Source organism: Pseudomonas sp. R32, from assembly GCF_009866705.1.
Classification (GTDB): domain Bacteria; phylum Pseudomonadota; class Gammaproteobacteria; order Pseudomonadales; family Pseudomonadaceae; genus Aquipseudomonas; species Aquipseudomonas donghuensis.
Genome location: NZ_CP019396.1, coordinates 90,883 through 115,000 on the forward strand (window position 1 = coordinate 90,883; position 24,118 = coordinate 115,000).

At 62.5% G+C, this 24,118-nt stretch carries 23 protein-coding genes (1 of these 23 cut by a window edge); 4 read left to right on the forward strand and 19 right to left on the reverse strand.

The genetic code is table 11. The annotated features are described in order from the left end of the window. Positions 1-154: 154 nt before the first annotated feature. Complete coding sequence (locus tag PspR32_RS00440; protein WP_036995316.1) at positions 155-1,384, forward strand: nucleoside recognition domain-containing protein; 1,230 nt, start codon at positions 155-157, stop codon at positions 1,382-1,384. Here PspR32_RS00440 and PspR32_RS00445 read toward each other — a convergent pair. From PspR32_RS00445 to PspR32_RS00485, 9 genes are all read right to left on the reverse strand, one after another. Continuing rightward, on the reverse strand, positions 1,366-1,989 hold the full coding sequence (locus PspR32_RS00445) for an ABC-type transport auxiliary lipoprotein family protein (protein ID WP_036995317.1): 624 nt from the start codon (positions 1,987-1,989) through the stop codon (positions 1,366-1,368). The genes PspR32_RS00440 and PspR32_RS00445 overlap by 19 nt on opposite strands. Further along, positions 1,986-2,924, reverse strand: coding sequence for an MlaD family protein (locus tag PspR32_RS00450; RefSeq protein WP_036995318.1), 939 nt, complete (start codon positions 2,922-2,924; stop codon positions 1,986-1,988). The genes PspR32_RS00445 and PspR32_RS00450 overlap by 4 nt, the downstream gene beginning before the upstream one ends. Before the next feature lies 1 nt (position 2,925). Then, a complete protein-coding gene (locus PspR32_RS00455; protein WP_374045291.1) occupies positions 2,926-3,696 on the reverse strand; it encodes an ABC transporter ATP-binding protein in 771 nt (256 codons plus the stop codon). Positions 3,697-3,725: 29 nt separating this feature from the next. Further along, positions 3,726-4,871 carry an ABC transporter permease gene (locus tag PspR32_RS00460; protein WP_100781902.1) on the reverse strand — a complete coding sequence of 382 codons (1,146 nt, stop codon included), beginning with the start codon at positions 4,869-4,871 and terminating at the stop codon, positions 3,726-3,728. A gap of 38 nt (positions 4,872-4,909) precedes the next feature. Next, a complete protein-coding gene (locus tag PspR32_RS00465; RefSeq protein ID WP_010222601.1) occupies positions 4,910-5,929 on the reverse strand; it encodes a DUF5924 family protein in 1,020 nt (339 codons plus the stop codon). A 113-nt stretch (positions 5,930-6,042) separates the two neighbouring features. Then, positions 6,043-7,416 (reverse strand): M16 family metallopeptidase, encoded by a 1,374-nt coding sequence (locus tag PspR32_RS00470; protein WP_159387951.1) that lies wholly within the window; start codon positions 7,414-7,416, stop codon positions 6,043-6,045. Positions 7,417-7,453: 37 nt separating this feature from the next. Continuing rightward, positions 7,454-9,112, reverse strand: coding sequence for a Na/Pi cotransporter family protein (locus PspR32_RS00475; RefSeq protein ID WP_010222598.1), 1,659 nt, complete (start codon positions 9,110-9,112; stop codon positions 7,454-7,456). A 215-nt stretch (positions 9,113-9,327) separates the two neighbouring features. Further along, complete coding sequence (locus PspR32_RS00480; protein WP_010222597.1) at positions 9,328-10,095, reverse strand: TerC family protein; 768 nt, start codon at positions 10,093-10,095, stop codon at positions 9,328-9,330. Positions 10,096-10,170: 75 nt separating this feature from the next. Next, complete coding sequence (locus PspR32_RS00485) at positions 10,171-11,478, reverse strand: CitMHS family transporter (RefSeq protein WP_010222596.1); 1,308 nt, start codon at positions 11,476-11,478, stop codon at positions 10,171-10,173. 303 nt (positions 11,479-11,781) lie between these two features. Between PspR32_RS00485 and PspR32_RS00490 the strand changes: the two genes are divergently transcribed. Further along, positions 11,782-12,183: a GFA family protein gene (locus PspR32_RS00490; RefSeq protein ID WP_010222595.1), complete on the forward strand. Its 402-nt coding sequence runs from the start codon at positions 11,782-11,784 to the stop codon at positions 12,181-12,183. Here the strand turns inward: PspR32_RS00490 and PspR32_RS00495 are convergent, their stop codons facing one another. From PspR32_RS00495 to PspR32_RS00540, 10 genes are all read right to left on the reverse strand, one after another. After that, on the reverse strand, positions 12,184-14,142 hold the full coding sequence (locus PspR32_RS00495; RefSeq protein WP_159387952.1) for a DUF7844 domain-containing protein: 1,959 nt from the start codon (positions 14,140-14,142) through the stop codon (positions 12,184-12,186). It lies immediately after the preceding gene. Beyond that, a complete protein-coding gene (locus PspR32_RS00500) occupies positions 14,139-14,459 on the reverse strand; it encodes a DUF2388 domain-containing protein (protein ID WP_010222593.1) in 321 nt (106 codons plus the stop codon). The genes PspR32_RS00495 and PspR32_RS00500 overlap by 4 nt, the downstream gene beginning before the upstream one ends. A gap of 27 nt (positions 14,460-14,486) precedes the next feature. Beyond that, on the reverse strand, positions 14,487-14,780 hold the full coding sequence (locus tag PspR32_RS00505) for a DUF2388 domain-containing protein (RefSeq protein ID WP_010222592.1): 294 nt from the start codon (positions 14,778-14,780) through the stop codon (positions 14,487-14,489). A 117-nt stretch (positions 14,781-14,897) separates the two neighbouring features. Next, on the reverse strand, positions 14,898-15,215 hold the full coding sequence (locus PspR32_RS00510; protein ID WP_010222591.1) for a DUF2388 domain-containing protein: 318 nt from the start codon (positions 15,213-15,215) through the stop codon (positions 14,898-14,900). Positions 15,216-15,511: 296 nt separating this feature from the next. Next, positions 15,512-15,727, reverse strand: coding sequence for a DUF1127 domain-containing protein (locus PspR32_RS00515; RefSeq protein ID WP_010222590.1), 216 nt, complete (start codon positions 15,725-15,727; stop codon positions 15,512-15,514). A 318-nt stretch (positions 15,728-16,045) separates the two neighbouring features. After that, a complete protein-coding gene (locus PspR32_RS00520) occupies positions 16,046-17,539 on the reverse strand; it encodes an acetyl-CoA hydrolase/transferase family protein (RefSeq protein WP_010222588.1) in 1,494 nt (497 codons plus the stop codon). Positions 17,540-17,717: 178 nt separating this feature from the next. Continuing rightward, positions 17,718-19,154, reverse strand: coding sequence for an NAD(P)(+) transhydrogenase (Re/Si-specific) subunit beta (locus tag PspR32_RS00525; RefSeq protein WP_010222587.1), 1,437 nt, complete (start codon positions 19,152-19,154; stop codon positions 17,718-17,720). A gap of 2 nt (positions 19,155-19,156) precedes the next feature. Next, on the reverse strand, positions 19,157-19,489 hold the full coding sequence (locus tag PspR32_RS00530; protein ID WP_010222585.1) for an NAD(P) transhydrogenase subunit alpha: 333 nt from the start codon (positions 19,487-19,489) through the stop codon (positions 19,157-19,159). Positions 19,490-19,500: 11 nt separating this feature from the next. Then, positions 19,501-20,622, reverse strand: coding sequence for a Re/Si-specific NAD(P)(+) transhydrogenase subunit alpha (locus tag PspR32_RS00535; protein ID WP_010222584.1), 1,122 nt, complete (start codon positions 20,620-20,622; stop codon positions 19,501-19,503). Positions 20,623-21,028: 406 nt separating this feature from the next. Further along, on the reverse strand, positions 21,029-21,955 hold the full coding sequence (locus PspR32_RS00540) for a LysR family transcriptional regulator (protein WP_010222583.1): 927 nt from the start codon (positions 21,953-21,955) through the stop codon (positions 21,029-21,031). 160 nt (positions 21,956-22,115) lie between these two features. On the opposite strand from PspR32_RS00540, the gene PspR32_RS00545 reads away from it, so the two are divergent. Next, entirely contained in the window at positions 22,116-23,297 is a 1,182-nt protein-coding gene (locus tag PspR32_RS00545; protein WP_010222582.1) for an acyl-CoA dehydrogenase, read from the forward strand. 13 nt (positions 23,298-23,310) lie between these two features. Further along, positions 23,311-24,118, forward strand: partial view of a CaiB/BaiF CoA transferase family protein gene (locus PspR32_RS00550; protein WP_036995324.1) — the 5' portion only. 413 nt of this gene lie beyond the right edge of the window; the window shows 808 of its 1,221 coding nt (coding positions 1-808); the start codon lies at positions 23,311-23,313; its stop codon lies off the right edge, out of view.

Below are 24,118 nucleotides of genomic sequence, written 5' to 3' on the forward strand. Positions count from 1 at the left end.
GGGGCTTTTTTGTTGGCCCAATCGCAGGTCAAGCCCGCTCCTACAGTGCGGGAGCGGGCTTGACCCGCGATGAGGGCGTTACAAGCATCAAGGTTTATGGCGCGAAGCCAACCCGGCCCGTTATCATTTGCGCCATCTTTGGGGGGAACAACGGATGCTCAACGGCCTTTGGCTTGGATTTTTCATTGTCGCTGCCGTCTCGGCGCTGGTGCAATGGCTGGTGGGCGGTAACGCCGGGATCTTCGCGGCAATGGTTGAGAGCATCTTTGCCATGGCCAAGCTCTCGGTCGAGGTCATGGTCCTGCTGTTCGGCACCCTGACCCTGTGGCTCGGTTTTCTCAAGATCGCCGAAAAGGCCGGCGTGGTCGAATGGCTGGCCAAGGTCCTCGGCCCGTTGTTCGCCCGCCTGATGCCGGAAGTCCCGCCCGGCCACCCGGCCCTGGGCCTGATCACCCTCAACTTCGCCGCCAATGGCCTGGGCCTGGACAATGCCGCCACGCCTATCGGCCTCAAGGCCATGCGTGCGCTACAGGAGCTCAACCCCAGCTCGACTACCGCCAGCAACGCGCAAATCCTCTTCCTGGTGCTCAATGCCTCGTCGCTGACCCTGCTGCCGGTGACCATTTTCATGTACCGCGCCCAGCAAGGGGCGATGGACCCAACCCTGGTGTTCCTGCCGATCCTGCTCGCCACCAGTGGCTCGACCCTGGTCGGCCTGCTGTCGGTGGCTGTGATGCAGCGCCTGCGCCTGTGGGACCCGGTGGTGCTGGCTTACCTGATTCCCGGCGCTTTGCTGTTGGGCGGTTTCATGGCGTTTCTCGGCACCCTGTCGGCCACTGCGCTGGCGGGCCTGTCGTCGATTCTCGGCAACCTGACCCTGTTCGGCCTGATCATCGTCTTCCTGGTGATCGGCGCGCTGAAGCGGGTGAAGGTCTATGAAACCTTCGTAGAAGGCGCCAAGGAGGGCTTTGACGTCGCCAAGAGCCTGTTGCCCTATCTGGTTGCCATGCTTTGCGCGGTCGGCGTGCTACGCGCCTCAGGGGCCCTGGAGCTGGCCCTGGATGGCATCCGCCATGCGGTCGAGTGGCTGGGCTGGGATACCCGCTTCGTCGAAGGCCTGCCGACGGCGCTGGTCAAACCGTTCTCCGGCAGCGCAGCGCGGGCGATGCTGATTGAAACCATGCAGACCCACGGCGTGGACAGTTTCCCGGCCCTGGTGGCGGCAACCATCCAGGGCAGTACCGAAACCACCTTCTACGTGCTGGCGGTGTACTTCGGCGCCGTCGGTATCCAGCGCGCCCGCCATGCGGTGGGCTGCGCCCTGTTGGCGGAGCTGGCCGGGGTGGTCTCGGCAATCTTCGTCTGCTACTGGTTCTTCGCCTGAAGCTGGCTAGCCTGGCTCACCGTCCAATCGACCAGTTGTTTCATCAACTGGTCACTGGCCGTGCCAAAGCCGTTGACCACCGCTGAAACCTGTTTGTCGCTTAGCGGCTGGCGTACCTCAAAGCGCCGGCTGGCGAGGATGCGCTGGCTGCGGCCCTGCACCAGGCGGGCGTCATAGCGGACCACCACGACCAGGCCGTCGGCGCTGTACTCGCTCTGGAACGCCTGCAGCTCGCCAGCAATTTCATAGTCGCTTTGCAGGTTGCTGTCGTCGGCACTGAGGCGCTGTACCCGGCCATCCCGCTGGAAGGCATCGAGCATGCGGTTGCGCAGCAGGGTTGGCGCCGGGTCGCTCCAGCGTGCGCCCTTGTAGCTGCTGATCTGGTTGCCTTGCGGCACTACGGCGATACGTGGGCTGTTCAAGGCTTCGCTGGCGATCGGCTTGTTCACCCGCAGCGACCACAGCGCGCTTTGCGTCACAGTCCGGGTGCTTTGCGCCGAAGGCAGACGGTAGACGTCGGCAGGCTCGGCCTGCGGCAGGATCGAGCAGGCACTGCTCAGGCTCAGCGCGGTGGCCAGGGCAAGGTAGCGGCAGGTACGGATCATGGCTCGAACTCCTTGTTTTTGTCACGGCCCAGCAGGTAGCCGCTGGGGTTGGCTTCCAGGCGTTGAGAGATGGCCTTGAGCGAAGTCAGGGTATCGCGCAGCTCGCGGATTGCCGGCGCCAGTTGATTGAAACCCTGGGCACCGCCGTCGATGGCTTCGCGGTTGTCATTGAGCAGGCTGTTGATGGTCGCGGTGCTTTGCGCCAGCGACTGCATGGCTTGCTCTGCGCTGCCGAACATCTGCTTGCCCTGGTTGCTGAGCAGGCCGTTGGCGTTGCGCATCAGTTCGCTGGTCTGCTCGAGCATGGCCCCGGCCTGCTTGCCGACCTGGGCCAGCTGCTGGATGGCCTCGCGAATGTCGCCCCGCTGGTCGTTGAAAGCCCCGGTGGTCTGTTCGAGGTTGTTCAGGGTGTTGCTCAGGCGGGCGACGTTGTCCTGGGAGAACAATGCGTTGGCGTTGTGCACCAGGGCGTTGATGTTGGTCATCAGGTCGCTGCCGTCATCCAGCAAGCGGGCAATCGGCGACGGCGAGGCGATGATCACGGGCAGCTTGCCATCCTTGCCCTTGAGCTCCGGGCTTTGCGGCGTACCACCGCTGAGCTGGATGAACGAGGTGCCGGTGATGCCGGTGAGGGTCAGTTTGGCCTGAGTGTCCTCCTTGATGGGGGTATCGGCGCTCAGGCGCACCTGGGCCAGTACCCGGCGCGGATCATTGGGGTCAAGGCGCAGGCTGGTGACGTCGCCGACCTTGATGCCGCTGTACTGCACCGAACTGCCCCGGGACAACCCGGAAACGGCTTCGTTGAATACCACTTCGTAGTCCTTGAAGGTGCTGTCGACGCTGGATTTGGTCAGCCACAGGCCGAACAGCATGGCGCCCGCCACCACCAGCACGGTGACCAGGCCGATCAGGACATGATGTGCACGGGTTTCCATCTCAGAGCTCCTTGGGCGCTGTAGCGGCCTGGTACGCCGCGCGGCCACGCGGGCCATGAAAGTAGTCGTGAATCCAGGCGTCGTCGGTGTCTTCGACCTGGGCAATGGGCCCGGCCACCAGCACCTTCTTTTGCGACAGCACGGCGACGCGGTCGGTGATGGTGTAGAGGGTGTCCAGGTCGTGGGTAATCAGGAACACGCTCAGGCCCAGGGCGTCGCGCAGGGTCAGGATGAGCTGGTCGAAGGCCGCCGCGCCAATCGGATCGAGGCCGGCAGTGGGTTCGTCGAGAAACAGGATGTCCGGGTCCAGGGCCAGCGCCCGGGCCAATGCCGCGCGCTTGATCATCCCGCCGGACAGCGATGAGGGGTATTTATCTGCTGCGGAAATCGGCAATCCGGCCAGGGCCAGCTTGACCCCGGCCAGGTGCTCGGCATCGGCGCGGCTAAGGCCCGCGTGCTCGATCAGCGGCAAGGCGACGTTCTCGGTGACGGTCAGCGAGGAGAACAATGCGCCCTTCTGGAACAGCACGCCGAACCGCCGCTCGACCCGCGAACGCTGCTCGTCGCTGGCGCTGCTCAGGTCCTGGCCGAACACCTGCACCTGGCCTTCATTGGGCCGGCGCAGGCCGACGATGCTGCGCAGCAACACCGACTTGCCGCTGCCCGAGCCGCCTACCACGGCGAGGATCTCGCCGCGGTACAGGTCCAGGTCGAGTTGCTCGTGCACGCTCTGGGTGCCGAAGCGGTTGCAGATGCCACGGGCTTCGATCACCGCCTTGCGGGCGTTGCTGTTGGCTTCGTTCACCAGCCCATCTCCATGAAGAACAGCGCCGCCACGGCATCCAGAACGATCACCACGAAGATCGACTGCACCACGCTGGAGGTGGTGTGGGCGCCGACCGATTCGGCGCTGCCGCTGACCTTGAAGCCTTCCAGGCAACCGATGGCGGCGATCAAGAACGCAAAGAACGGTGCTTTGACCAGCCCGACCAGAAAGTGCTGCACACCAATATCGCTTTGCAGCAGCGACAGGAACATCGCCGGCGAGATACCCAGCGACAGCGCGCAGACCACCGCCCCGCCGATAATGCCGCAGAGCATGGCGACAAAGGTCAGCAACGGTAGCGCGATCAGCAGCGCCAGCACCCGTGGCACCACCAGCAGTTCCACCGGATCGAGGCCCAGGGTGCGGATGGCATCGATCTCTTCATTGGCTTTCATCGAGCCGATTTGCGCGGTAAAGGCACTGGCGGTGCGTCCGGCCATCAGAATCGCGGTCAGCAGCACGCCGAACTCCCGCAGGAACGAGAATGCCACCAGGTCGACGGTAAAGATGCTGGCACCAAAGCTGGCCAGTACCGTGGCGCCGAGAAAGGCCACCACCGCACCGACCAGGAAGGTCAGCAAAGCGACGATGGGCGCGGCGTCCAGGCCGGTCTGTTCGATATGCGCGACCACCGAGGTAACCCGCCAGCGCTTAGGCTGGAACAGGCGCAGGAACAGGGTTTGCAGGATCAGGCCGACGAAGCCGAGGATCTGCTGGGTGTCTTGCCACAGGGTGTCGACCGCACGGCCGATACGGCTGAGCAGTTGAATCAGCACCGAGCGTTCGGTCTGTTTTTCCGGGATGCAGAAGTCCTGCACCGAGCAATACACGGTCTTGAGCAATGCCTGGCTGGCGGCGGGCAGGTGCGTGGCGGTTTCGGTCAGCCGCGCCAGGCGCTCGGCGCCGAGCAGCTCGACCAGCAACGCCGCTCCGGCGGTGTCCAGTTTGCCGAGCTGGTCGAGGTCGACTTCGGTGGACGAATCGTACTGGCCCACCAGGCTGTCGCTGCTGCGCTTGAGGCTGGCGTAGTTGGCCAGGGTCCAGTCACCGGCGATGTGCAGCCGTGGCGGGCTGCTTGCAGTATCCAGGGTGGCGCTAGCGTGTGTAGTCATAGGCTCCATGCTGTCCGACCAACGGTTCGCAGCCTCAGAGCATAGCGTTACTCGGCTGCGGGCGCTTGACCATCGTCAACCACCCGAAAGCGCAGCACACCGATGACCTGGCCGTCTTCGGTCAGCACCCGCACCTGCCAGCGCCCCACCGGGTTGCCGGGGAAGTTCTGCTTGTGGGTCCAGGCGCGGTAGCCTTCCTTGCGCCCGCCGTGGATATCCAGGGCGATGCGGTCGACCTCTTTGCCCTCGAACTGCCAGACATGATAGATCCGCTCGTTCAGCCCGCGAGGGGCATTGATGGCGGTAAACGCGTAGAGGCCAGCGCGTATTTCACTGGCGTTGATCTGCTTAAGGCTGTTGCCCGGGGTGCGGTTCTCGACTTGGGTGCTGACCGCCACTTCGGCCATCCACAGCGTTGCCGGCGGTACCCAGGAACGCAGCATCCAGCCGCCGGCGCCGACCGCCAGGGTCATTACCACCAGCATCAGGCCTCGGCGCCAGTGGCTGATCGGGAAGCTGCTGGCCAGGCTCGGGAACGACAGCAACATGGCGATGCCCAGGGCCAGCTTGAAGCTTTGCGAGGTGGTCAGGTGCAGGATGATCGGCAGCGCGGTGAGCAGCGCGGCGAACAGGGTCAGGGTGTGCAGCGCCAGGTACAGCCAGCGCCGTGGGGCCAGCCACTTGTAGTACAGCGGGTCGATAATCGAGATCAGCCCGGCGGCGGCCAGGATGCCGGTAAACACCAGTTGGCCGCTGTTCCAGGTGGTGGTCACGAAGAAGAACGGCAAGACGAAGAACAGGCTTTCCTGGTGGATCATCTGCGTCGCGTAGCGCAGCAGCGGTTGGGGAATTTCGCGCTTGAAGACCTTGGCAAAGACCTTGGTGAAGGTGTTCTCCATCATCAGCCAGATCCAGCTGATGAGCATGACGATGGCAATCCAGCTGGCCAGGCTTTCCTGGCGATCGACCAGGATGAAGCTGCCGACACCGGAGATGAAACCGCCGAGGGCGATGACCCCGGGGTAGCGCTTGATCAGCTCGATCAGGCGCTGGAGGTAGAGAGGCATGAAGGTGTTCGCAAGGTCAGGTAAAAACTGGCACAGGATACTCTGGTTTGAGCTGGCCTTGTGCTGTTACTGCGGGCGCCCCCCCATCTAGGGCAAAGCCTTGCTGATCGGTTCTAGCGGCGGCGCCGCCCCCAGATCAGCACCCCGGCCAACAACACCGCCACCGCCAGCGCCACCCATCCATACAGCTCGTCATAACTGAGCAGCGGCTTCTCGATCCGCACATAGCCAGGTTCGGCCAGCAACTGCTTCAGGGCCCGGTTGGCATCGTCGAGGCTGATCCTGCGCAACGCCCGCCCCGGATCAGTAAAGCGCCCGTCGCTGTAGCTGTTCAGGGCCCCCCAGTAATAATCAGCCAAGGCGCTATTGCCCTGCGTGGCCCAGGTTTCGCGGTCGATGGCAGCCTGCTTGATGCGCTGGAAGGTGACCGGGTCCAGGCCATCCTTGCGCAAGCGCTCAAGCATGGCGGCCAGGGCCTGCTCGGCGGCATCGACATCGGCACGGTCCAGGTCGGCATTGAGCGCCATCAACCCGGTGTCACCAAAGCTTTCGCGCTGGCTGGACGGGCCATAGGAAAAGCCGTGCCTGAGCCGCAACTCGTCATATAGCGCCCAGTCCAGATAGCGCTGCAGCAGGTCGTAGGTCTGACCATGGTCATGGTCCAGCACCGGCTCCAGGAACAGCCAGTGCAAGCGTGCGCTGTCGCCCAGCCAGCCGCGGGTCAGTTCCCGGCGGGGTTCGGCTTCGTGGGTAACGCCGTCAAGCACCCGCCGCTCACCTGGCTCGACCGCGGGCAGCTCGCCATAGGTGCGCTCCAGGTAGGCCGGTAGCAGGCGGTCGAGGCCGCCAACGACGATCAGGGTCATGTTGTTGGCGGCGTACCAGTGCTGGCGCAGGTCGTTGACCTCCTCCAGGGTCATGTCCTCGATGGAGGAGCGCTCGGCGCACTTGAGCCCCAGTTCCACCGCCAACTGGTCGCTGGCGCGGTGGCCGAGGTCCTGGCGGTCGAGCCAGCGTTGCAGGTGGGAGTAATGGCCACCGTCTTCGCGTTCGACGATGCGCTTGGACAGTTCCAGGGCTTTTTCATCGATCCGGGTGTCGTTGATCATGGCTAGCAGCAGGTCGAGCACCTTGCGCTGGTTGCGCGCCGGCGCTTCGATGACGAAGGTGGTATCGGCGCTGCTGGTGTAGGCGTTCCACTCCCCGCCCAGTGCCTGCATGCGCTCTTCCAGGCCGCCCTCGCCGCGGTCGTCGATACCACTGAACAGCAAGTGTTCGAGCAGGTGGGGCAACTCCTGGCGCTCGCACGGGAAGTCATCGAAGCCGACACCCACCACCAGGCGGATCGACACATGGTTGCGTTCATAACCTGACTTGAGTACTACCTGCAGGCCGTTGGGCAGCAGGTAGCCTTCGACCTGGGAGCGGTCGAGGGCAAAGCCGGGCACGCAGCCCAGCAGCAGGCAAATGAATATCAGGCAACGCATGGCGAGCTTCCTTGCGGGAGTTCTTGGGGTCAAGCGATCAGGGTGAATGGGCGTCGTCCGGCACACTGTCGAGCAGTAGGCCGCCGGTATCGGAACCGCCCAATACGACATAGGCACTGCTGCAGAACAAGGAGTTCAATCGTTTCATGTCGGCGATCAGTTCCAGGTGCAACGAGCTGGTCTCGATACTTTGCACCACTTTACGTTGCAGTCGGCTGACATGGGCGTGGGCCAGGCGCCGTTCCTGGGCGCGGAAGCGGCGTTTTTCCCGCAGCAGCTGGCGGGCGCTTTCCGGGTCGGCGCTGAGAAACACTGAAAGGCCCAGGCGCAGATTGGCCAGCAACTGGCTGTGCAGACCGGTGAGTTCTTCCAGGCCAACGTCGGAAAACTCCCGGCGCTGGGAGGTCTTCTGCTGCTGAACCTTGCGCAGCATGCGCTCGATCAGGTCGCTGGCCAGCTTGAGGTTGATTGCAAGCTCGATAATTTCGGCCCAGCGCCGGCTGTCCTGCTCGCTGAGGTCTTCGCGCGGCATCTGCGCCAGGTACAGTTTGATGGCGTTGTACAGGGCCTCGACGTCTTCGTTGAGGCCGCGCATTTGCTGGGTCATGGCGGTCTGGGTACCGCGCAGCACATTGAGCATGGCATCGAGCATGCTGTCGACCAGGTCGCCCATGCGCAGGGTTTCGCGCACCGCGTTGGCCAGGGCCAGGCTGGGCGTGGTCAGTGCGGTGGCATCCAGGTGCCGTGGGCGGGCTCGGCCGTTGGCTTCTTCGCGCTCGGGCAGCAGCCAGCCGCACAGGCGCCCCATCGGGGCAACCGTGGGCAACAGGATCAGGCAGCGCAGGGTGTTGTAGAGCAGGTGAAAGCCGATCACCAGCTCTTGTGGGCTGAGGCTCAGGCTGTCCATCCACGCCACCAGCGGATGCAGCACTGGGATGATCAGCACCAGGCCGATCAGCTTGTACAGCAAACTGCCCAGCGCCACTTGGCGGCCGGCAGCGTTTTGCATGCTGGTGCTGAGAAAGGCCAGCAGGCCGCTGCCGATGTTGGCGCCGATCACCAGGCCGATGGCCACCGGCAGGCTGATCAGCTCGGCGCCGGCCAGGGTTGCGGTGAGCAGCACGGCGGCAAGGCTTGAGTAGGAAATCAGCGCAAACAAGGCGCCGACCAGGGCATCGAGGAGGATATCGCCGGTCAGTGAGGCGAACAGCACTTTCACGCCCTGGGCATGGGTGATCGGCGCTGCCGCTTCGACGATCAACTGCAGGGCGAGGATGATCAGGCCCAGGCCGATACCGACGCGGCCCAGTTGGCCGGCGCGGGTCTGCTTGCGGGAAAGGAAGAAAATCACCCCGAGAAATATCAGCAGCGGCGACAGCCACGACAGATCAAACGTCAGCACCCGCGCCATCAGTGCCGTACCGACATCGGCGCCGAGCATGATCGCCAGCGCCGGGGTCAGGCCCATCAGGCTCTGGCCAACGAACGAGGTCACCAGCATCGCCGTGGCGTTGCTGCTTTGCACCATTGCCGTCACCAGGATACCGGCGACAAACGCCAGCGGCCGCTTGGACATGTTCTGGCTCAGTACCCGACGCAGGTTTGAGCCATACACCCGCAAGATACCGGTACGCACGATGTGCGTGCCCCAGATCAGCAACGCCACGGCGGAAAGCAGATTGAGCAGGGTCAGCATTGAAAAGGCCCCCTGTAATGCGCCCCAGCGGGGCAAATGGATAATGCTGTGAGCCTGTCCTGCTACCAGGCGGTTTTTCCCAGTGCTCACTTAAGCTGTAGTCGGCCAACGGCCGTGGCGCCAGCATCGCATAGCCACGGCAGCCTTTGAAACAAAACTGTCATGGCGCTTAATGAAAAAAGGGCCCCGCAGGGCCCTTTTCAACAGCACCGGGATTACTGACCCGGAATGTCCTTGCGAAGTTTCACCGGATCGCTCTGTTGCTTCTTCTTGGCCATGGCCGTGCGCATCTTGATGTTGATCGCTTCGACTGCCAGCGAGAACGCCATGGCGAAGTAGACGTAGCCTTTCGGTACGTGTACGTCGAAGGATTCGGCGATCAGCACGGTACCGACCACGATCAGGAACGACAGGGCGAGCATCTTCAGCGACGGGTGCTTGTCGATGAAGTTACTGATGGCGCCGGCGCACAGCATCATCACCAGCACGGCGACGATAATCGCGGCGATCATCACCGGTACGTGGGAAACCATGCCCACGGCAGTGATCACCGAGTCGAGGGAGAAGACGATGTCGATGATCGCGATCTGGATGATGGTGTAGAAGAACTTGCCGCCGGCGCCGCCTGGCTCGTCGCTGGTTTCGTCTTCACCTTCCAGGCCGTGGTAGATCTCTTGAGAGCTTTTCCACAAGAGGAACAGGCCGCCGAAGAACAGGATCAGGTCGCGCCCGGAAATGCCCTGGTCGAACACTACGAACAGATCGGCGGTCAGGCGCATTACCCAGGTGATCGACAGCAGCAGCAGGATCCGGGTGACCATGGCCAGTGCCAGGCCGAAGATCCGGGTGCGCTGTTGCATGTGCTTGGGCATGCGGCTGACCAGGATCGAGATCATGATGATGTTGTCGATACCGAGAACGATCTCAAGCGCCGTCAGAGTAAAAAAGGCAACCCAGATCTCTGGGCTGGTCAGCCATTCCATGTGTATTCCTTCGAACGATGTAAGCAGAGCGCCCCAGGCAATGGGGCGCGGCTACGGTTAGGTGATTCTGTTGTTTTATAGGCTACTGAACAGGGGGAAAATTCCCATGAGCAGCGCGGCGAGCATTATGCACAGGCAGATCAGCACTGCCCACTTCAAGGTGAAGCGCTGATGATCGCCGAACTCGATGCCGGCCAAGGCCACCAACAGGTACGTAGAGGGTACCAGCGGGCTGAGCAGATGCACGGGCTGGCCGACGATCGACGCGCGGGCCATCTCCACCGGCGAGATGCCGTAATGGCTGGCTGCTTCCGAGAGCACCGGCAATACCCCGTAGTAGAAGGCGTCGTTGGACATGAAGAAGGTGAACGGCATGCTCACGATCGCGGTAATGACCGCCAGGTAAGGGCCCAGCGCATCCGGGATGACCGCCAACAGGCTTTTGGACATGGCATCGACCATGCCGGTGCCGGAGAGGATGCCGGTGAAGATGCCCGCCGCGAAAATCAGCCCTGTCACTGCCAGTACGCTACCGGCATGGGCGGCGATGCGGTCTTTCTGCTGCTGCAGGCACGGGTAGTTGACGATCATGGCGATACTGAAGGCGATCATGAACAGCACCGGCAACGGCAGCAGGCCCATGATCAGCGAGACCATCAGCAGCGCGGTCAGGGCGCCGTTGAACCACAGCAGTTTAGGGCGGCGAGCGTCCGGGAACTGCGAAACGCTGATTTCGCTGTGATCGATTTCATCACCCGGCAGGTGCAGTTCACCCAGGCGCGCACGTTCACGCTTGCCGTACGCATAGGCAATTGCCAGGAGGGCGACGACACCGGCGAGCATGGCTGGAATCATCGGTACGAAGATCGCTGACGGGTCGACATGCAGGGCGCTGGCGGCGCGAGCGGTCGGGCCGCCCCAGGGGGTCATGTTCATGATGCCGCCGGCGAGGATGATCAGGCCAGCCATGATCCGTGGGCTCATGCCCAGGCGGCTGTACAGCGGCAGCATGGCTGCCACGCAGATCATGTAAGTGGTGGCGCCATCGCCATCCATTGACACCACCAGGGCCAGTACTGCGGTGCCGACCGAGACTTTCAGCGGATCACCCTTGACCAGCTTGAGGATCTTGCGCACGGCAGGGTCAAACAGGCCGGAGTCGATCATCAGGGCGAAATACAGGATCGCAAACATCAGCATGACCCCGGTCGGCGCCAGTTTGCTGATGCCTTCGAGCATCATCGGGCCGATCTTGGCGGAAAAACCACCGAACAGGGCGAACAGGATCGGTATCAGGATCAGCGCGATCAAGGCCGACAGGCGCTTGGTCATGATCAGGTACATGAAGGTGATGACCATGGCAAAGCCGAGGAAGGTCAGCATGGGAGTACTCCAGGCGTAGCGCGTCGAAGGAAGAACGATTCGGGCGGATCAGCGCACGGGGCGCGGCGCGTGGAGTAGCGGAGGGATTGCTGCTGGGAGGCGGGCGTAGGAAAGCATCAGTATCACCATTGTTGTTGTTAATTGGGCCGGGCGCCGCATGCAACACACCGGGCCCTGGCTGACCGGTCTTGTGCCGGTAGTGGGGCAATCCTAAGGCGGGAAGCTTTCAGCCAGCTTTCGCTGGCCCAAAGCCGACGAGAGGTGCATTGTTGGCTATCGGCCAGTAGGTATCAGGAGGGAGCGATGCGTGATTCGTACGAAGGCGGCTGCCATTGCGGCGCCCTGCGCTACCGGATTCAAGGTCCATTGACGGATGTTGCCCACTGCCATTGTTCGGTTTGCCGTCGGGTCACTGGTGGTTTACTGATCACCTGGTTGACGGTGGATTGCGATGATTTCCAATGGTTGAGCGGCACGCCGCAACGCTACGACTCGTCGGCCAGTTGCGTGCGCTATTTCTGTAGCCGTTGTGGTGCCCATGTGGCGCTGACCACTGATCTGAGCCCACAGAGCATCGATGTCACGGTCACCACGCTCGACCAGCCCGAACTGGCGCCGCCGAACCGGCACATCTGGATCGACAGCCGCCTGCCCTGGCTGCATCTGGATGAACAGTTGCCTGCGGAGCACGGCGAAACCCTGTGATCAGGGCAGTTGCAGGCCGCCGCCGGCCTTGTGCAGCGCACGCAAGTGTTCGCCCACCTGCTTGATGTTGGCCTCGACCGCCTTGATTTCAGCCGCACGGGCCGGGCCGAGCAAGGCTCGGACCTCCTTGTCGAGGTCGGCGCTGAGGGTTTGCAGCTGTTTTTGCCGCTGGCTGGTTGCACTCAGCAGCTTTTCGCGCTCGCTGGCCTGGGGCAGGCCGTAACCGCTGCTGCCCAGCAGTTCTGCCGGGCGGCTGAGAAAACCGCTGTTGGCGAGGATCTGCTGCAGGGTGTTGTTAGCCTTGCCGACGCTGGCGTCGTTGAGCTCACGCCCGGTGAGATAGCGTTGTTTCACCTCGTCCTGGGCCAGCAACAGTTGCCGGCGCAGGCTGGCTTGCTCCAGGAGCAGCAACGCCGCGCTGGTGCGCAGATCAGCCTGGGCAAACCACTGCTGGCGTTGCTCGGCGGACTGCTCCAGCCAGGCTTCCACGTTGTTCTGCTGGATCGGCAGTTGCTTCTTCAACACCAGGAACATCGCCTGGTAACGGTCCCGATAGGAGTCGAAGCGGTAACCCAGGCGCAAGGCCTCGCGCGGGTCGTCGAGTACGCTGACATCCGCCAGGCCACGGCCTTCGAGCACTTCGAGCAAGCCATTGGGGACGATGCTGTCCAGATCGTTCAGGCGTGGGTTGGCGGTACCGCTGCGCAATAGCTTGAGGGTTTCGACCGCACAGTTGTTGGACAGGAAGTAGTAGTTGCCGTCGTAGCTCCAGTGCATCTCGGCGGCCTGGCGCACCAGGCTTTCCAGTTCGTCGCGGTTGAGCCTGAGCGGGATCGAGGCGAGGCTGCGCAGTTCGGTCTTGGTGTACTCGTCGATCACCTGTGCCAGTGGCAAGACGAACAGCCGCGACGGATAGGCGCCGGTCAAACCGTCCCAGCTCGACAGCTGCACGTCATTGACGAAGGCCCGGTACGACAGCACCAGGTGCTGGTCCAGGTCCAGGCGGCAGTCCGGCCCGCGCGGGCGCCCCGGGGCGCAGATCACCAGGCGCAACATGCTGTGGCCCCAGCGGCTGACCCAGTTCTGGTTGGCTTCGGCCAGCAGGTAATCCACGGCGTAGACCCGCTCGGGGTCGATCTCGCCCAGCGGCGATTTGGCAAAGTCATTGCCAGCGTTGAGAAATGGCAATGCGCTCGGGCATGGCGGATGCTCGGGCGCCCAGTCGAAATGCCCCTTCAGGTAAGCCTGCAGGGCCGGGCGCCGGCAGGCAAAACTGGGGTCAAGCAGGAAGTACTCCATGTTGACCGCAATGAATTCCTTGGGGCTGCTCAGTTCATAGCTGTCGGGGCTGCGCGCCACCTGGCGGTTGTGCTGCTCACGCTCGCCGCGACGGCCTACATACTGCTGCCAGCCGGCCAGGTCGAGCAGGCGCGGGTCGTCGCTGAGGGTGAAGCGGCGTTCGGTCTGGCCACGGCACTGCTCGGGCAGACCGACTTTGCCCTGACTGTTCTGCTGCCGGCTGCACTGGGTGATCAGCCGGCGCTGCGCACCCTGCCATAGGCGGGCGCGGTCATAAATGTGGGTCAGTTCATGCAGGACGGTGGCCAGCAGTTCCTGGCGTACGCTGCCATGGGGGCGGCTGGTTTTTTGCGTGGCGGCGCTGCCATCGGAGAGGTCTGGCAGCAGGCGGCTGTTGAGCTCCAGGGTGGAGACCAGCGACGCCTGGCCATAGGCGTCCTCTGGCATGCGGCTGCTCCAGCTGACCTGGATGCGTCGGTCAAGGCGGGTCTTGAAGCTCGGCGGCAGTGCCTGCAGGGCTTCATCCAGCAATGCCTGGCTGGCCCGCTGTTGTTGCGGGCTCAGGCCATCGGCCTGCAGCACCAGCTGCAGGTCGGCCAGTGCCGGGCTGCCGAACAGTGTCAGCAAGCAGCCCAGCAGCCAGGCACGTAGCGGTTTCACAGGGCGAGAATGGCTTCAGCCAGGACCTGGTCGCTGGCCTGGCGTGCTTCTGGAACACGCTGGCGCAGGGTGTCGAAGGCCGCTTCTAGCTGCGCGCCACGGATCTCGCCACGGCTGGCGACATAGCTGGCGGCATCGTCACGGGCTTCGCGCACGACTTTGGAATCGCGAATCGAAGTGGTGGTGTCGGAGGTGAAGTCGATCGAGCGGCCAAAGGCGCGAACGATAATGTTGCTGGTGGCCACCAGGGTTTGTGCCTGGGCTACATCGGCCAGCAACAGAAGGCCAAGGGTGGCGGCAATCAGCGGGTTACGCATGGAGCATCTCCGGGAGAACAGAAGTAATCATTGGACGAGAATTGCCTGCGCCAGTTCAAGGTCGCTGGCATGAAGTTGTGGGTTGGCCTGACGCAGCCGGTTCAATACCGCCTCAAGGCGAGCGCCCCGCCACTGGCCATCGCTGGCCACAAAGGCCGCAGCATCGTCATGGGCGGCCAGCAGCAGTTTGCGATCGAAGGGCACTGAGGTCACTTTGCTGGTGACGTAACCACTGACGACAAGGTTGTTGGTGGTCAGGTCCAGCGCCAGGGCGGCACCACACCAACAGGACACGAGCAACAGCAATGACAGATAACGCATGGGTCTCGAACGGCAGCTGAATCAAGCGCCAAAGGCTATCCCAATGCGCCGGTGAGGACCAGCGCAGAGGGCCCGGCTTGGTTGCATGGTGTTACATGCTGCCGGAAGCGAGCGACTTCAGAGCGCCAGGATGGCCTGTGCCAGTTGCGCGTCGCTGGCCTGCAGCGTTGGGGTCTGCTGGCGAATATGGGCGAAAGCGCTTTCCAGTTTCGCACCGCGGATATCACCGTGGCTGGCAACGAAGCTGGCCGCGTCGTCACGAGCGGCCTGGACAATTTTGTCGTCACGGAAGGAGGACGACACGTCGGAGGTGGCATCAGTGGAGGCGGCGACACCACGAACGACGGTATCGGTGGTGACGACAAAGCTGGTGGCGTTGGCAGTGGAAGCCAGGGCCAGCAGCAGCGCGGCGCCAAACAAGCGTGAATGGAACATGGTCGATCTCCTGGATAGGCTTTGGTGGTTCTTATGTCAGACGCACACTCAGCTTGTTGCGCTACTTTTTACCAAGCTGGGTACGCTAAGGGTATCACGCGATAGGAACCTGAGGGTTGGACCACGTCATCGCAAGATTTATCAACTGTACTGGTCGTATTTTTTAAATGTAAAACTGTACATGTCGTGGCGTCAGCCGCTCTAGCCCGGGCCTTTAAACGACAAAACCCGTCAGCAGTCACCTGCGACGGGTTTTGGGGAATTCGAGGTGCCGGCCTTGGCCGGCGAGCCCTGCATTAACGCCAGAACGGCTTGCTCAGCTCTTCGTAGCGTTGTGCTTCGCTGATACCGGCGTCAGCCAGCAGACGCGAATCCAGGCGAGCCAGTTGGTGGCGGCTGGCAATGCGGCGTTGCCACAGCATCAGGTTGGCCAGCAGGCGCAGTGGCAGCGAGGCCTTGGATTGTTCGGCGGTGTTTTCGAAAACCAGATCGGAACTGAGGGTACGTTCCATGATGTCATCCTTCCGCTTGTGGCGGCATTAGGTAGTGATTTAACTGATGCCAATGATCCTCCTCTGTCGTCCATAACAGTAGATACAGTTCACCTACATTGTGATGGGCCAGTTAACTGTTTTAAGCGACTGTTGCACTCAGAATAGGCGCAACTGTACTGGTAGGCACTGAAATGGTGCATTCTTGATCAAGAGAGGGATGACGAAGCGGAAAAAGGCGGTGAAATCACCGGTACAGTAGAACAGTTTTTGCCTGGATAAATAAATCAGTTGCCCGGCCGGTTGGCATTGCACACAACCGGCGGGTCACTGTGCAGGTCAGCTGGCGAGCATGCGCCCGGTTTCTTCCAGGTTTTCGTGCCAGGCCAGGGCTTCGCGCAGAATGTGCGGCGTGTGGCCGCCGCGTTCGCAGGCGCGGGTGAAATAGTCGTTCAGCGCGTCGCGGTAATCCGGGTGCACGCAGTTGTCGATGATCACCCGGGCACGTTCGCGTGGCGCCAGGCCGCGCAGGTCAGCCAAGCCCTGCTCGGTGACGAGGATGTCGACGTCGTGCTCGGTGTGGTCGACGTGGCTGACCATTGGCACCACGCTGGAAATCGCCCCGCCCTTGGCAATCGACTTGGTGACGAAGATCGCCAGGTGCGCGTTGCGGGCGAAGTCACCCGAGCCACCGATGCCGTTCATCATCCGCGTGCCGCAGACGTGAGTGGAGTTGACGTTGCCGTACAGGTCGAACTCAAGGGCGGTGTTGATACCGATGATGCCCAGGCGGCGGACCACTTCAGGGTGGTTGGAGATTTCCTGCGGGCGCAGGACCAGCTTGTCCTTGTAGCGCTCCAGGTTGCCGAACACGTCGGCGTTACGACGGGTCGACAGGGTGATCGAGCTGCCCGAGGCGAAGCTCAGCTTGCCGGCGTCGATCAGGTCGAAGGTCGAGTCCTGCAGTACTTCGGAGTACATGGTCAGGTCTTCGAATGGGGAATCGATCAGGCCGCACATTACCGCGTTGGCAATGCTGCCGATGCCGGCCTGCAGCGGGCCGAGCTTGTTGGTCATGCGCCCGGCGTCCACTTCCTGCTTTAGGAAGTTGATCAGGTGGTTGGCGATGCCCTGGGTTTCGTCGTCTGGCGGCAGCACGGTGGACGGCGAGTCCGACTGCTCGGTGATGACGATACCGACAATCTTGGCCGGGTCGATCGGGATCGCGGTGCTGCCGATGCGGTCATCGACCTTTACCAGCGGGATCGGCGTACGGGTCGGGCGGTAGGTCGGGATATAGATGTCGTGCAGACCTTCCAGGTTGGCGTTGTGCGCCAGGTTGATCTCGACGATCACCTGTTTGGCGAAAATCGCGAAGCTGGCCGAGTTGCCCACCGAGGTGGTCGGCACGATGTGGCCTTGCTCGGTGATGGCGACCGCTTCGATGACCGCGATGTCCGGCAGCTTGAGCTGCTGGTTGCGCAGCTGCTCGACGGTTTCCGACAGGTGTTGGTCGATGAACATGACCTTGCCGTCGTTGATGGCCTTGCGCAGGGTGCTGTCGACCTGGAACGGCATGCGACGGGCCAGTACACCGGCCTCGGTCAGCTGTTTGTCGAGGTCGTTGCCCAGGCTTGCGCCGGTCATCAGGCTGATTTTCAGGGGCGACTGCTTGGCGCGTTCGGCCAGTGCATGGGGCACGGCCTTGGCTTCACCGGCACGGGTAAAACCGCTCATGCCGACGGTCATGCCGTCCTCGATCAGGCCAGCGGCATCAGCCGCACTCATTACCTTGCTGTGCAGGGAGGACAAGCGGATACGATCACGGTACATGGATTGTTATCTCGGGCTACTAAAGCTAGATGCGCAGTCTAGTGTTTTCGCCTGGCTTCGTCCCGCGACCAAGGTCGAATGCGAAGCCCTGAAATAGAGCCTTCTGTCGGCTGGCCGGGCATGAAAAAGCCCCAGCCGGTACCGCACTGGGGCTATTTGTCACAGCGGATTGAACGGCTTATTCGACCGCTTTGACCATGTCTTCGATGACCTTCTTGGCGTCGCCGAAGACCATCATGGTCTTGTCCAGGTAGAACAGTTCGTTATCCAGGCCGGCATAGCCGCTGGCCATCGAGCGCTTGTTGACGATGATGGTCTTGGCCTTGAAGGCTTCGAGGATCGGCATGCCGGCAATCGGCGATTTCGGATCGTTCTTCGCCGCCGGGTTGACCACATCGTTGGCGCCCAGCACCAGGACCACGTCGGCCTGGCCGAACTCGGAGTTGATGTCGTCCATCTCGAACACCTGGTCGTACGGCACTTCGGCTTCGGCCAGCAGTACGTTCATGTGCCCGGGCATGCGCCCCGCTACCGGGTGGATCGCGTACTTCACGGTCACGCCGTTGTGGGTCAGTTTCTCGGTCAGCTCTTTCAGTGCGTGCTGGGCGCGCGCTACTGCCAGGCCGTAGCCAGGAACGATGATCACAGTGTCGGCGTTGCTGAGCAGGAAGGTCGCGTCATCGGCCGAACCGGATTTCACCGGACGGGCTTCCTTGGCGCCAGCCGGGCCGGCCGCTTCTGCCGCGCCGCCGAAACCGCCGAGGATCACATTGAAGAACGAGCGGTTCATCGCCTTGCACATGATGTACGAGAGGATCGCACCGGACGAACCGACCAGGGAGCCGGCGATGATCAGCATTGAGTTGTTCAGCGAGAAGCCGATACCCGCCGCAGCCCAGCCCGAGTAGCTGTTGAGCATCGACACCACCACCGGCATGTCGGCGCCGCCAATCGGGATGATGATCAGCACGCCCATGACGAACGCCAGGATCAGCATCAGGGCAAAGGCGCTGTAGCTGCCGGTGAAGGTAAACATCAGGCCCAGGCCGATGGTGGCAAGGCCGAGGATCAGGTTCAGCTTGTGCTGGCCGCTGAACTGTACCGGTGCGCCCTGGAACAGGCGAAACTTGTACTTGCCCGACAGCTTGCCGAAGGCAATGACCGAACCCGAGAAGGTGATCGCACCAATGGCGGCGCCGAGGAACAGCTCCAGGCGGTTACCACTAGGGATCGGGTCGCTGATGCTGGCAACGATGCCCAGCGATTGCGGCTCGACCACCGCGGCAACGGCGATGAACACTGCCGCCAGACCGATCATGCTGTGCATGAAGGCAACCAGCTCGGGCATCTTGGTCATTTCAACGCGCTTGGCCATGATCGAGCCGGCGGTACCGCCGACCAGCAGGCCGACGATCACGTAGCCGATGCCATCGGTAGCCAGCTCTGCGCCCAGCTTATAGATGAGGCCGATGGTGGTGATGATCGCCAGGGCCATGCCGAGCATGCCGAACAGATTGCCGCGCCGTGACGTGGTCGGGTGCGACAGGCCCTTGAGCGCCTGGATGAAGCACACCGAGGCGACAAGGTAGAGAAGTGTTACCAGGTTCATGCTCATGTTTACTTCTGCCCCTCTTGCTTCGCTGCGCCCTTGCCTGGGGCTTTCTTCTTGAACATCTCCAGCATGCGCCGGGTGACGAGGAAACCACCGAATACGTTGACCGCTGCCAGGGCCACCGCGAGGGTGCCCATGGTCTTGCCCAGCGGCGTGACGGTCAGCGCGGCGGCCAGCATGGCGCCGACGATGACGATGGCGGAGATGGCGTTGGTGACCGCCATCAGCGGTGTGTGCAGCGCCGGGGTGACGTTCCAGACCACGTGGTAACCGACATAGATCGCCAGCACGAAGATGATCAGGTTATAGACGTTGTGAGAGATCAGCATGTCTTCCATTGTCTGGCTCCTTATCCGTTCTTGCGGATGACCTGGCCGTCGCGGCACATCAGGCACGCGGCGACGATGTCGTCTTCGAGGTTGATCGTCAGCGCGCCGTCCTTGTCGAACAGCAGCTTCATGAAGTCGAGCAGGTTGCGTGCATACAGGGCCGAGGCATCAGCGCCGACCTGGGCTGGCAGGTTGGTCGGACCGACGATGGTCACGCCCTGCTCCACCACCACCTGGTCAGCGACGGTCAGCGGGCAGTTGCCACCTTGGGCCGCGGCCAGGTCAATGACCACCGAGCCAGGTTTCATCTGCGCCACGGTTTCGGCGCTGAGCAAGGTCGGTGCCTTGCGGCCGGGGATCAGTGCGGTGGTAATGACGATATCGGCCTGTTTGGCGCGCTCGTGCACCGCCAGGGCCTGGCGCTGCATCCAGCTGGCCGGCATGGGCCGCGCATAGCCGCCGACACCTTCGGCGCACTCGCGCTCTTCATCGGTCTCGTAAGGGACATCGATGAACTTGGCGCCCAGCGATTCGATCTGCTCCTTCACCGCCGGACGCACGTCCGACGCTTCGATCACCGCACCCAGGCGCTTGGCCGTGGCGATGGCCTGCAGCCCCGCGACACCGGCACCGAGGATCAGCACGCGGGCAGCCTTGACGGTCCCGGCGGCCGTCATCAGCATCGGCATGAAGCGCGGATAGTGGTGAGCGGCCAGCAACACGGCCTTGTAACCGGCAATGTTGGCTTGCGACGACAACACATCGAGGCTTTGTGCCCGCGAGGTGCGCGGCGCGGCTTCAAGGGCAAAGGCGGTAATGCCGCGCTCGGCCATCTTGGCGATGGTTTCGTTATTGAATGGATTGAGCATGCCCACCAGGACGGTGCCGCTCTTGATCTGGGCCAGTTCGCTATCGTCAGGGGCTACAACTTTCAGAACCAGCTGAGCTCCAAACGCATCGGCAGCGCTGCCAATAGTGGCGCCTGCTGCTTCATAGGCACTGTCCGGAACGCTGGCGTTGATGCCGGCGCCGCTCTGGACGGTGACCTGATGCCCCTGGCCAATCAGTTTCTTGATGGTTTCCGGGGTTGCAGCAACCCGTGTTTCGCCCGTCTGCGTTTCGAGAGGAACACCAATGTGCACGTCATTTCTCCTGCGTGATCTTTTGTTGGTAAACCAGCGCACTGCGGATGGTGCGTTGGGGCGGCCGATCAGCACGATCCCGCCGAATTCAGGCGGGGCGCGGCATTTTGCAGGTGATTCCTGAATCGCTTCAACCAGTTTTGAAGGGTGACGGCAATCAAACTACAAGTCACCCTGTGACCGAATGTCGCAAGAACAGGCCTGGAGCCCGCCAAACGCGGGCTTCAGGGAGATTACGGTAAAAATTGAAAATTTTCCGCCGAATTTGCTGAATGCCTGGCGCAAAGCGCGATTTATGCTGTGAAAGCCGCATAAACAGCAGGGTTAAGGGCTTTCGCGGGGCTGTCTGAAACAGTTGGTGAAAATGCGACATTTCCGTATATCTGTAGGGTTTCAATTTAATTGACTACGGGGTCAGGTTATAACTGTCATCCTTATGGGCTGCAGCGTAGCGGCTCGCCTCCCCTACCAACCAGTCGCGGAAGGCCCGCAGCGAAGCGGATTCCACCTTGCGCTCGGGGATCATCAGGTAGTAAGCCTTGATGCTCGACAGCGCGTGCGGACTGGCCACTACCAGGCGCCCCTCTGCCAGTTCGCGCTGGATCAGGAAGGGTGGAATCAGCGCCACGCCCATCTCGTGCATGGCAGCCTGTGCCAACATCGAGAATAGCTCATAGCGCGGGCCGGTCATGTCGCGGGCGACGCTCATTTCCAGGCTGTTGAACCACTGGCGCCAGGCGTAGGGCCGGGTGGTCTGCTGCAGCAGTGGCAGTTGGGCGATCTGCTCGGGTGTGAGTTGCTGGTTGTCAGCCAGCAGCGCCGGGCTGCACACCGGCACCGGATTTTCGCCCATCAGCCGATGGGACTCGGTGCCCGGCCAGTCGGCGTCACCGAAGTAGATCGCCGCGTCAAAGCTGGTATCGGCAAACAGGAACGGCCGGGTGCGGTTGGTCAGGTTGACCGTGACCTCGGGGTGGCGCTGCTGGAAGTCCTTCAGCCGCGGTAGCAGCCATTGGGTGCCGAAGGTTGGTACCACTGCCAGCTCGATGACGTTGGCGCCCTGCTGGCCCATCACCGACAAGGTGTCGCGCTCCACCGCATCGAGCTGGGTGGCGACCCGGCGGCTATAGGAAAGCCCGGCTTCGGTGAGCTTCACCCCGCGGCGGGAGCGGCGAAACAGTTCGACATTAAGAAACTCCTCCAGCCCGGCGATTTGCCGACATACGGCGCCCTGGGTCAGGGATAGCTCCTGGGAAGCCTTGGTAAAGCTCTCGTGGCGGGCGGCTGCCTCGAAGCAGACCAGGGCCGCGGTACTGGGGATCTTGCGCCGCATGTACATCAACCTCACTAATAAGGCGTAAAGATGGCCTTTGTGACCATTACGAAGTGAGAAATTATCACAAGAGCATGCGCAATCCTCGTTTGTCTCGTCGCCTGAACGGGCCTAGGATCAATGCACAACAATTCTGGTCCCATTTCTCGAGGATTCGCTCATGGCCGGTAAAGCAAGCTTCAACTGGATCGACCCGCTGTTGCTCGACCAACAGCTCACTGAAGAAGAGCGCATGGTGCGTGACAGCGCTTATCAGTTCGCCCAGGACAAGCTGGCCCCGCGCGTGCTGGAAGCGTTCCGTCACGAGCAGACCGACCCTGCGATCTTCCGCGAGATGGGCGAAGTCGGCCTGCTTGGCGCAACCATCCCCGAGCAATACGGCGGCAGCGGCCTGAACTACGTGTGCTACGGCCTGATTGCCCGGGAAGTGGAGCGTATCGATTCCGGCTACCGCTCAATGATGAGCGTGCAGTCCTCCCTGGTCATGGTGCCGATCAACGAATTCGGTACCGAGGCGCAGAAGCAGAAGTATCTGCCCAAGCTCGCCAGCGGCGAGTGGATCGGCTGCTTCGGCCTGACCGAACCCGACCACGGCTCCGATCCGGGCTCGATGATCACCCGCGCCAAGAAGGTCGACGGCGGCTATCGCCTGAGCGGCAGCAAGATGTGGATCACCAACAGCCCGATTGCCGACGTGTTCGTGGTCTGGGCCAAGGATGATGCTGGCGACATCCGCGGCTTCGTCCTGGAAAAGGGCTGGCAGGGCCTGAGTGCCCCGGCGATTCACGGCAAGGTCGGCCTGCGCGCTTCGATCACCGGCGAAATCGTCATGGACAACGTGTTCGTGCCCGAAGAGAACATCTTCCCGGATGTGCGCGGCCTGAAAGGTCCGTTCACCTGTCTGAACTCCGCGCGCTATGGCATTTCCTGGGGTGCCCTGGGCGCCGCCGAGGCCTGCTGGCACACCGCGCGCCAATACACCCTGGACCGCAAGCAGTTCGGTCGCCCGCTGGCAGCCAACCAGCTGATCCAGAAGAAGCTGGCCGACATGCAGACCGAAATCACCCTGGCCCTGCAAGGCTGCCTGCGCCTGGGCCGGATGAAGGATGAGGGCACCGCTGCGGTCGAAATCACCTCGATCATGAAACGCAACTCCTGCGGCAAGGCCCTGGACATCGCCCGGATGGCCCGCGACATGCTGGGCGGCAACGGTATCTCCGACGAGTTCGGTGTGGCCCGTCACCTGGTCAACCTCGAGGTGGTCAACACCTATGAGGGCACCCACGACGTGCACGCGCTGATCCTCGGTCGCGCGCAGACCGGCATCCAGTCCTTCTATTAATAAGGAGCCAGCCATGGGTGCGCTATCTCATCTGCGGGTGCTGGATCTGTCGCGAGTGCTGGCCGGGCCCTGGTCCGGGCAGATACTTGCTGACCTGGGCGCCGAAGTGATCAAGGTCGAGCGCCCGGGCAGCGGCGATGACACGCGCGCCTGGGGGCCGCCCTTCCTTAAGGATGCCTGCGGCGAGAACACCAGCGAGGCGGCCTACTATCTGGCGGCCAACCGCAACAAGCGCTCGCTGACCATCGACTTCACCCAGCCCGAGGGCCAGCGCCTGGTGCGCGAGCTGGCAGCCAAGTCGGATGTGCTGATCGAGAACTTCAAGGTGGGTGGGCTGGCTGCCTATGGGTTGGATTACGAGAGCCTGAAGGCGATCAACCCGCGCCTGGTGTATTGCTCGGTCACCGGCTTCGGCCAGACCGGGCCCTACGCCAAGCGTGCCGGCTACGACTTCATGATCCAGGGCCTGGGTGGCTTGATGAGCCTGACCGGGCGGCCAGAGGGTGAAGAAGGTGCCGGTCCGGTAAAGGTCGGTGTCGCATTGACCGACATCCTCACCGGGCTGTACTCGACCGTGGCGATCCTGGCCGCCCTCGCCCATCGTGACCGCGATGGTGGCGGCCAGCATGTCGATATGGCGCTGCTGGACGTGCAGGTTGCCTGCCTGGCCAACCAGGCCATGAACTACCTCACCACCGGCACGCCGCCTCGGCGTCTGGGGAATGCCCATCCCAACATCGTGCCTTACCAGGACTTCCCTACTGCTGACGGCGATTTCATCCTCACCGTGGGCAACGACGGGCAGTTCCGCAAGTTCGCCG

What these genes read in the sequence shown, in the direction of transcription:
- PspR32_RS00440 (WP_036995316.1), top strand. Translation starts at nt 155, where the DNA reads ATGCTCAACGGCCTTTGGCTTGGATTTTTCATTGTCGCTGCCGTCTCG.
- PspR32_RS00445 (WP_036995317.1), bottom strand. Translation starts at nt 1,989, where the DNA reads ATGATCCGTACCTGCCGCTACCTTGCCCTGGCCACCGCGCTGAGCCTG.
- PspR32_RS00450 (WP_036995318.1), bottom strand. Translation starts at nt 2,924, where the DNA reads ATGGAAACCCGTGCACATCATGTCCTGATCGGCCTGGTCACCGTGCTG.
- PspR32_RS00460 (WP_100781902.1), bottom strand. Translation starts at nt 4,871, where the DNA reads ATGGAGCCTATGACTACACACGCTAGCGCCACCCTGGATACTGCAAGC.
- PspR32_RS00465 (WP_010222601.1), bottom strand. Translation starts at nt 5,929, where the DNA reads ATGCCTCTCTACCTCCAGCGCCTGATCGAGCTGATCAAGCGCTACCCC.
- PspR32_RS00470 (WP_159387951.1), bottom strand. Translation starts at nt 7,416, where the DNA reads ATGCGTTGCCTGATATTCATTTGCCTGCTGCTGGGCTGCGTGCCCGGC.
- PspR32_RS00475 (WP_010222598.1), bottom strand. Translation starts at nt 9,112, where the DNA reads ATGCTGACCCTGCTCAATCTGCTTTCCGCCGTGGCGTTGCTGATCTGG.
- PspR32_RS00480 (WP_010222597.1), bottom strand. Translation starts at nt 10,095, where the DNA reads ATGGAATGGCTGACCAGCCCAGAGATCTGGGTTGCCTTTTTTACTCTG.
- PspR32_RS00485 (WP_010222596.1), bottom strand. Translation starts at nt 11,478, where the DNA reads ATGCTGACCTTCCTCGGCTTTGCCATGGTCATCACCTTCATGTACCTG.
- PspR32_RS00490 (WP_010222595.1), top strand. Translation starts at nt 11,782, where the DNA reads ATGCGTGATTCGTACGAAGGCGGCTGCCATTGCGGCGCCCTGCGCTAC.
- PspR32_RS00500 (WP_010222593.1), bottom strand. Translation starts at nt 14,459, where the DNA reads ATGCGTAACCCGCTGATTGCCGCCACCCTTGGCCTTCTGTTGCTGGCC.
- PspR32_RS00505 (WP_010222592.1), bottom strand. Translation starts at nt 14,780, where the DNA reads ATGCGTTATCTGTCATTGCTGTTGCTCGTGTCCTGTTGGTGTGGTGCC.
- PspR32_RS00510 (WP_010222591.1), bottom strand. Translation starts at nt 15,215, where the DNA reads ATGTTCCATTCACGCTTGTTTGGCGCCGCGCTGCTGCTGGCCCTGGCT.
- PspR32_RS00515 (WP_010222590.1), bottom strand. Translation starts at nt 15,727, where the DNA reads ATGGAACGTACCCTCAGTTCCGATCTGGTTTTCGAAAACACCGCCGAA.
- PspR32_RS00520 (WP_010222588.1), bottom strand. Translation starts at nt 17,539, where the DNA reads ATGTACCGTGATCGTATCCGCTTGTCCTCCCTGCACAGCAAGGTAATG.
- PspR32_RS00525 (WP_010222587.1), bottom strand. Translation starts at nt 19,154, where the DNA reads ATGAGCATGAACCTGGTAACACTTCTCTACCTTGTCGCCTCGGTGTGC.
- PspR32_RS00530 (WP_010222585.1), bottom strand. Translation starts at nt 19,489, where the DNA reads ATGGAAGACATGCTGATCTCTCACAACGTCTATAACCTGATCATCTTC.
- PspR32_RS00540 (WP_010222583.1), bottom strand. Translation starts at nt 21,955, where the DNA reads ATGCGGCGCAAGATCCCCAGTACCGCGGCCCTGGTCTGCTTCGAGGCA.
- PspR32_RS00545 (WP_010222582.1), top strand. Translation starts at nt 22,116, where the DNA reads ATGGCCGGTAAAGCAAGCTTCAACTGGATCGACCCGCTGTTGCTCGAC.